The sequence below is a fragment of the Corticimicrobacter sp. genome (genome assembly GCF_040137905.1).
GTDB lineage: Bacteria > Pseudomonadota > Gammaproteobacteria > Burkholderiales > Burkholderiaceae_B > Corticimicrobacter.
The window spans coordinates 1-9,231 of the sequence record NZ_JBEFDG010000009.1 but is presented as its reverse complement, the minus strand read 5'-3'; the positions used below and the strand labels follow the sequence as shown (position 1 = coordinate 9,231).

Below are 9,231 nucleotides of genomic sequence, written 5' to 3'. Positions count from 1 at the left end.
AGAACCCGCCGCCCGAGGCGGTTGATGACGCGAACACGACCGAAGAGAACACGGTGCTGACCGTGGGCAAGGCAGACGGTCTGCTCAAGAACGACAGCGACCCCGATGGCGATGATATCTTCGTGACGCATATCGCTGGCATCGGTAAAGACGGACAGCCTGGTGTCTACAAAGAGGTGCCGGCAAATGGAGTCGATCTGGCTGGCGTGATTCAGGGCAGCGGTGCTGCGGGCGGCACGCTGACGCTCAAACCGGATGGCAGCTATGTGTTTAATCCTGGCAAGAGTTTCGATTACCTGGCGGTTGGCAAAGAGGCGAAGGTCGAGTTCAGCTACAAAATCAGCGATGGCGAAGGGGGCACTGCCGATGCCAAGTTGGTGATTACGATTACCGGTACCAATGATGCGCCAGTCGCCAAGCCCGATACCAACGCGGTGACAGAGTCCGGGGTGAAGGTGGGTGGGAATGAGGCATTTGCAGGCAAGACGGAAGTCAAGGCAAATGTTCTGACCAATGATCAAGATCTGGATGAGGGTGAAAAGGCTGCGCTGCAGGTAACGCAGGTGTTCATTGGCAAGCACGCCACTTTGCCGGCAGATGGTGGTGAAACCGTAACGACAAGTGGCATCAAGGTCGAGACGCAGTACGGTACGCTGACGATCAAGGCCGACGGCAGCTATACCTATAAGCTCAAGGATGGCTCTGACGCGGTCGAGAAGCTGGATCAGGGCGACAAGGTGTTTGATACCTTCACCTACGAGATAGTCGATCCCCAGGGCGCAACCCACTATTCCACGCTGACGATCACGATCAACGGTACCAATGACAAGCCTGTCATCACCAACAACCAGTCAACCTGGGATCTGTCCGTGACCGAGTCCGGTTATGGTGTGGATGGCGATAGCTCGGCCAGCGGGCAACTGGTGGCGACCGACAAGGACGAAAGCGCACAACTGACCTGGTCGCTCAAGGATGGCAGCTCCAACAAGGGTGTGTTGACGCTGGAAGGCAAGTACGGTTCGATTACCCTGGACGCGACAACGGGCAAGTGGACTTATCAACTGGACGACAGCAAGCCGGCGACCCAGGCGCTGAAGAGTGGGGACGTCGTCGATGAGGTCTTCGATGTGCGTGTCTGGGACCAGCACAGTGCCTGGGACGACACGAAGATCACGATCAAGGTCAATGGCACCAACGATGCGCCGGTGGCTGCCCCCGACAGCGTGGTGCTCAAGGAAGACCTCTCGGGTGGCAAGGCCTGGATCAATGGTCAGGAAACAGCCATCTCCGGTGGTGTGGTCAAGGGCAATGTGATTGCCAACGACAATAACTGGGGTGAAGGCGCGCTCAAGGTGATCGGTTTCACCATTGCCGGCGTATTCGAGGCCAATGGCACCACGCTCAAGGAATTCGCGCCCGGCACCACTGCCATCCAGATTCCGGGTGCTGCAGCGGACAAGCCGCTGGGGACGCTGACCCTGCGTGCAGATGGTTCCTATGACTTCAAGCCCGCGGCCAACTTCTCCGGCAAGATCCCGACCATTACCTATACGGTGCAGGAGCCGGAAGGCAATGGCGAGGCAGGCCTGAAGTCGACGTCGACCCTGAACTTCGAAGTCCAGCCGGTCGCCGATGCGCCGGAACTCAAGGGCAAGAACCTGACGACGCAGGAAGATACGATCACGACGGTCACGGATGCCGCACAGAGCCCGCCGACCTCGCTGGGCCTGAAGGTGCCTCTGGTGACCGATGGTGTCGATCTCAATGGCCCCGGTGCCGAAGGCGACAATCCCGAACTGCTGGGCCTGATCACGCTGACCGTGAGTGGTGGTGCCTTTACGAAGGCTAACCCAGGCGTGTTGAAAATTCCTGCAGATGGTGCGCAGGCAGGCAAGGATATTGATCTGGTTGGCAACAATCAGAAAATCCAGATCGTCATCATCGACGAGCATGGTAACTATGTGTCGCACACAAAACCCGCGATCGAGGCAGCCGAAAAAGCCGGTTCGACGGTGCTGAAGCTGACGCAGGCACAGTATGAGGGTATCCAACTGCAGCCGGCTGAGCATCGCCACGAGAACATTACGATCAAGGTAGGTGTATCGAGCTACGAGGTTGATGACCAGGGCATGCCGCTGAAGGATACCGCCGGCAAGGAAATCTCGGCACCCAAGACGGTAACGGTGAGTATCGATGTCCAGGCCGTGACGGACGACGTGGCGCTGACCTGGAATGATGGTACCAATAAGCTGTCGATCACCGATGCCAGGGAAGATGTGCCCGTCAATCTGAAGAGCCTGCTGCAGGCCCAGTTCGAGGATCTGGATGGCAGCGAAGAACGCTGGGTAACGATCACCAACAAAACCGGCCATACGATTCTGGTCAATGGCCAGGAACTGGCCGATGGCGAGATATCCGGCAAGCTTGCCCAGGGTAGCCTGTCGACCAAGACCGATGGTTTTGGCGATCTGAACATCAGTGGTGCCAAGAACTTCAGCGGTTCACTCAATGGCATTGTGGTCACGCTGCATGCCAAGGATCGGGATGGTGACAGTGTGAAGGCCAGCACTCAGGAGAAATCGGCTTCCGTCACGCTGAATATGGAAGTGGCCCCGGTTGCCGATGAGCTGAATATCCAGGGTGCCGAAGGCAATGAAGATTCGGCGATCCGTTTCCTGGACAAGATCGGCTTCCAGGACAGCGATGGCAGCGAAACCATTACGCAGTTCGTTATCAAGGATGTGCCTGCAGGCTGGGTGGTTCGCGATGAGAATGGCCAGGTCGTGTCGGCAGAGACCGATGGCAGCTACAAGCTGATCTCGACGCCGGCAGGCCAGGCCGGCGTGGGCAGCATGGATGCCTTCAAGGACTGGACCATCACGCCGCCGCCCCAGGACAGCCGCGATGCGACCTTCAAGGTCGAATATACGGTGCGTGATGTGAAGCTGGATGATAGCGGCAATCCGGTACTGGGTGCCGATGGCAATCCGGTGGTGGACTCCAAGGACTACACCAGCGATCTCAAGGTCGTCGTCAAGGCCGTGGCCGAAACCGTAGGTGGTCCCGGCAGCGAAAATGATGGCAACCTGAACAACGATCTGACCATGACCGGTGGCCATGCCTATGACCAGAGCGTGCTGGGTCAGGAGGATGAATGGTTTGCGCTCAATACCGATGGCTTCAACCTCAAGGATGGCTGGAGCAATCCTGATGGCAAGGAGCAGGGTGGGGCTGGATCGGAAGATACCTATGCACTGCTGACGCCGGTGCTGGTCGAGGGGGCTCGCGATACGCAGGGCAATCTGATCGACAGTGTGACCGGCTCGTGGTTCAGCTACGTCGGGGCTGATGGCAAGGAGGTCGAGGTCGAGTTCACCGGTAAGCCGGTCGAGATCCCGGTCGAGTTCCTGCATACTGTCAAGTTCCTGCCGGCGCATAACGTGGCGGGCGAGTTCAAGATCGAAGTCCAGGCCAAGACGGTTGATCATGATCCGGATGGTGGAACAGCAACGGCAATCTCCGGCAAGGCTGAGCTGACTGGCATCAAGATCGCCCCCGTGGCCGATGACCTTGATGCGCTGGCTGTCAGCCCGGCCCGCGGCAAGGAAGATACGGATATCGCGCTGGTGATTCGTCCTTCCACGTCCGATGCCTCGGAAACCTTCAATGTGAAGCTCGAAGGCATTCCTGAGGGGGCTGTGCTCAAGTACAACGGTCAGGAGCTGACCGTGACGAATGGCTCGGTGACTATCAATGATTTCGATACGAGCAAGCCGCTGACGATCCGTCCGCCGCACAACAGCAATGTCGATTTCGACCTGAAGGTCAGCGCGCAGACCGTGGACGTGCTGGGCAATCTGGGAAGTTCTGAAGGTGGCAAGTGGGCCGAACAGACCTTGCCTGTGCGTGTCCAGGGGGTGGCCGATGTGGCCAGCCTGACCGCCAAGGCCTATGAGGCAACCGAGGAGCATATCGAAAAAAGCCTGGGGAGCAAGATTACGCTGGGCGATCTGATCGGCAGTGTGTCGCAGCACGATACCGATGGCTCGGAAAAGCTGTCGTTCCGTATCACCGGCCTGGATGGACAGTTCAATCTCGAAGGCGCGACCTTCCTGGGTGGCGAGGGTGCTGCCCGCGTGTGGGTGGTGTCCGTACCCAAGCCGCAAGGTGCCCAGACGGCGGAAGAGGCTGCCAAGGCTGCGCTGGATCAGGTCAAGATCACTGTGCCGCCGCATTACAGTGGCGAGGTCAAGGCCACGATTATTCCCGTGACCACAGAAAACGATGGTGACTGGCTGACCAACAAACCTGTCGAGGTCGTCGCAGTCGTGACGCCATCGCCTGAGTCGACAGGCCAGGGTGGTGATGGGTTGACCGAAGACAAGGAGGTTGCGATCAGCTTTGGTGTGGGCAACAACCATGGTGATGGTAACGAAGCGGTGACCGCGGTCTATATCAATGCAGCAGATATTGCCAAGGCCGCCAATGCCGACGGCTTCACACTGTATCTGGATGGCAAGCCGCTGCAGGATGTCCTGACTCAGGATGCCAATGGCTACTACAAGCTGTCGGGAGATCAACTGACGCAGGTCACGGGCAAGGCCAATACGCCCGAGTTCGCCCATAACCAGGGTGCGCCCAAGTTCTCGTTCGGGATCAAGTACGAGATCACCGATCACAGTACCGATGGCAAGGTGGATGCGGTCACCAAGGTGATGGATGAGCAGCCGTACACGCTGACCGTGAAAGCCGTGACGGATGCAGTCACAGCCGAGTTCAAGGGCGTGGATGCAGCGGCGGGCGTGGCCCAGGCTGATGCCGATGGCATTACCGTGTCCTCGACCGGCAGCTTCGGGGTGAAGCTCGAGCTCTCCAAGGATGACCTGGATGGCAGCGAGAACCTGACGCAGATCGTGGTCGAGGGCGTGCCCAATGGCCTGGTCGTGGAGGGCCTTGTGGTGGCGGGCCAGCCGGTGGGCTCGGTCAGCTATCTGGGCGATGGCAAATGGTTGCTTGAGATCCCCTCCAAGGACTATCCGGCCTTCAATGGCAAGATTGATGCCCAGGTGCAGTTCCAGGCCGGCTCCGTGCTGGGCCAGCATACCGATCTGCCGATCACGATCACGGTCGTGACGCAGGATAGCGGTGCGACTGAGCTGGCGCTGGATCAGGTCAAGTGGAGTCTCACGAGTGACCTGGATGGCAGCGGTGCGGGTACGGCACCGTCTGTGGACCTGGAGTGGGGCCAGAAGGATGACTTCAAGGGCACCGAGGAACAGCCGTTCACGCTGGACCAGGCCTTTGACGCCAAGCTCGACCTCGGCAATGGTGCAACGTCGGCCAATTTCACGCTGACGCTCAAGTTGCCGGCGGGTGCCAAGATCACCCACGACGGTGTTGAACTGTCGCCGACCAAAATCGGTGATGGCGAGACGGAGCTGTGGGTGATCTCGGGCAAGGGTGATGACGCTGCGCTGCAGAAATTCCTGCAGGAAATCGAGATCACGCCGCCTGCCAACCTGAACGATAACTTTGGTGGTCTGGTCTATGATGCCACGCTGACGGCTTATCACCCCGGCAGTGGCAGCCAGGATCAGGGTGTGCTGGAAGGGCAGGCGTTGCCGCTCACGCCGGTGACCGACGAAGATGGCATCAGCATTGCGCTGACCAAGGAAGGCACGAACGATGTGCCTGAAGAAGGCAGCCCGGTGGATGTGAAGATCACGATCGGCAATGGCGTGGATGGTCCCTCGACGCTGGGTGACACGCTTTATGTCAGCCTCAAGGAAGCAGGTTTCGGTTCCGATGGCAAGGCCGGTCAGTTGACGGATGCCAATGGCCAGCCACTGGTTGTCGTGACGAATCCAGAGGGCTTGCCAGCGGGCCAGTACTATGCCGTGCCGGTGCAGCCGGGTACCACGATTCCTGCCAATGGCTCGATCAGTGTCGACCTGAAGTACACACCGCACCCCGACCATCAGTACACCAGTGGCAATGTCAAGGTCGATGCCTGGGTCCAGAAGACCGAGCAGGGTGCCGATGCGCCCAAGCTGGCCAGCGGCGCAGGTGACGCAACCCTCAAGGGTGTCAGCAATGGCTACGACATCACTGTGGGTGAGAAACAGACCGACGCCAATGGCAAGGAAACCTGGGTCCAGAGCGGCAAGGAAAACCAGGATGGTCAATCCCGGATCGAGCTGGATATCGGTGGCAAGGGTCTGCTCGATACCGATGGTTCCGAACAGGCTTATGTGGCACTGCTCAAGAACCTGCCCAATGGCTTCCTGGTCTATGTGGGTGCCGATGCGGCCTCCGCAGGCCTGGCCGAGAATGCCGGTGCGGCAGCCGATGGCTCGGCGCTGTGGACGATTCCTCTCGAAGGCGGAAAACTGCCGGCCTACATCGCCATCCAGCCGCCGCAGAACTGGAACGGTACGCTGGACAGTCTGCAACTGTCTGTCCTGAATGGCGAGACGAATGCCGTGATCCGTGATGATGCTGCGACGTTCAATCTCCATGTCGAGGCGGTTGCGGATGGCATCCATTCGATCAATGCCGCGCCTGCGTTCGGTCGTGAGGGCGATATCGTGCGCCTGAACCTGAATGTCATGCTCAAGGACGGCGAGGCGGTGGAAGGGACGGTGGCCGATCAGTCGGTCGAAACACTGTCGCTGGCCTTCAGCGGTCTGGGTGAACATGCTGCCTTCTATGTCGGCAATGATCTGCTGGCCTTCAATGGTACGGACAAGGGCTTCAGCTACGACGCCGCGACCGGCACCTATCAGGTCTATGGCCTGAGCCAGGCGGAGGCTGATTCCCTGGGTGTGTTGCAATCGGCCAATGCCGCTGCTGACAAGGTGACGTTCGAAGCCTGGACGGTGGAATCCCAGGGTGGTGACAAGTCGGCCGTGGCGAATGGCGAGTTCAGTCTGGCATTGTCCAAGCAGGCTGCCGCATCGACAGGCGATGACCATCTGCTGTTCGATGGTGTCAACCCGATCGATGGACAGGGTGGTGACGATACCGTGTGGCTGCGCTTTGGTGAAGACATCGATTTCGGCCAGTATGGCGAACAGGGTCAGGCTGCCGTGCCGTTCCGCAATATCGAGACACTGGATCTGACGCGCGAAGGGTTCGATCATGAACTCCTGAACCTGAGCGTCAAGGACGTGCTCGACATGACGGACAGTGACCATATCCTGACGATCAAGGCCAATGAGGGTGACCGTGTCTCCTTCCTGGAGTCGGATGGCTGGACGCTCAATTCGGACAAGTCGGCTGCCAACCAGGACTTTGATGTCTACGAGGCCACGGGGGCTGATGGCAAGACGGCCGAAGTCCTGATCAGCAAGGACTTCAAGGGTATCGAGCTGGGCGCACAGGATGCAGGCGTGGCAGGCAAGCAGGCCGCACCGGCATCGGCAGAACCCTCGTTCTTCGTCGATCCCGAAGCCCAGAGCCAGTTCGCCCGCGATCTGGTTGATCAAGGCAAGTCCGGTCTCGACTCGTAAGCGCTGAACCGGCCTGGTGCCATTCGCCCCGGAACAAAAATGCTGTTATTTTGTTCCGGGGCGATTTTCTTTTGAGGCAATGCAGCTATGGACAGGCGACGCCGATTGCAGGTGTTTTTCCTGAATGAAGGTTTTGGTTGGGCCAGAACAGGGATTGAAGTGTCTGCGCTACTGCGGGAGCGCTTATTTCGTTGTCAGTTGGGAGTGTCTCCGGTCATTCTGACGATGAGATATCGCTCTGATTCTGCTGATGTGTATCAGGCGGCGATCTCCGGTGGGGCGCTGGATGCAAGTGTACGTTTTCTGAATATGTATGACTGGTATCAGGAAATGGAGCGTGCGCCGCGTATCGGACAGCTACCCGCCTGGGAACCTGGTACATCTTTGCGTACCGAACGTGTGCCAAATACCCCAGGTGATTTACGTGTCTATGATCAGTCAGGTCGGTTGACGATGTATGTGTTCTGTTCGCGCATGACTGGTGCGATCAGCTATATCAACCATATGGATGGGCGCAAGCCGCATCGTAAATCGCGGCGGGATTTTTTTCATCCTTCAGGTGTGTTGTCGATGACCCAGATATTGGAGGGCGAGCAGGAAAAGGTCTCTCGTGAAATCTACTTCCGTCCGGATGGCTCTACAGCATTGCTCAAACGTTACGATCTTACGCAGTCTGTGCAAAAGTTACTGTACGTTGATGTATGTGATGCGCATGGACGTGCCGTTGATCGTTTTTCTAAGGAAGAAGATTTGGCGTTGACTTGGTTACGCAGTTTGGTAGAGCGGACCGAGCAGGTCAGTCTTTTGGTTTTGGATCGTTCTTCTTTGTATTTGGAGTCTGCATGTACGCTCAAGCAGGATTTTGGTCAGCGAGTGAAAGTGGTGCCAGTTGTACATGCCGTGCATGTTTCTGATGCAAATGATCTGGCTCAGTCGCGTACCAATCGGCACTATTCTGGATTTCTGGAGCATCCCGTCAATATCGATGCCATGGTGGTACTGACCGAGAATCAGGCACGGGATATTCGCACCCGCTATGGTGCTAAAAATATCCGTGTGATTTCACATGGATATGATATCGATCCAGCATTGTGCAATCTTGATTTTGAACGGCGTGATCGTTTTTTGATGGTGTGCTTGGCGCGGTATGCGACTGAAAAGCGTCATGACCTTGCTCTGGAGGTCTTTGCCAGTGTAGTTGCTCGTATTCCTCAGGCACGGCTTGCCCTGTACGGCAATGGGAGCCAACGTGCATCGATAGTAGAGAAAGTGCGAACCCTTGGGCTCGAACAATCTGTCACTGTAGGAGATTTTGTGACTTCGGTTGGACCTATTTATGAGCAGGCTGGCTTGTCTTTGATGACGAGTACTAGTGAAGCTTTCTCTCTGTCTTTGGTCGAGAGCTTGGCTCATGGGTGTCCGGTGGCGGCTTTCAATGTGCCTTATGCGGTCCCTGCACTGGTGCAGGATGGCATTAATGGGCTAACGGTACCGTTTGGGCAGGTGGAAGAGCTAGCCGACAAAATTGTTGCGATATTGGTTGACGCTCAACGCCATAAGGATATGTCGTTAAGTGCCAGAGCTTTGGCTGGTCAAGTGACGTCTGTGCAGGCTTGTCAGGGATGGTCTGATCTGATGGCGCAGATGTTGCAATAGTGTGTAACTGATCTGTCGTATTGGCGCTGACGCCAATGTGCATGAGTCTGCTGCAGGATTAGGA

2 protein-coding genes are annotated in these 9,231 nt (G+C 57.5%); both read left to right on the top strand.

The annotated features are described in order from the left end of the window. The coding region (locus tag ABN482_RS00845) for a VCBS domain-containing protein (RefSeq protein ID WP_349502213.1) at positions 1–7,511 on the top strand (7,511 nt) is incomplete at its 5' end. An 87-nt stretch (positions 7,512–7,598) separates the two neighbouring features. Then, positions 7,599–9,167 carry a glycosyltransferase gene (locus ABN482_RS00840; RefSeq protein ID WP_349502212.1) on the top strand — a complete coding sequence of 523 codons (1,569 nt, stop codon included), beginning with the start codon at positions 7,599–7,601 and terminating at the stop codon, positions 9,165–9,167. Positions 9,168–9,231: the final 64 nt, after the last annotated feature.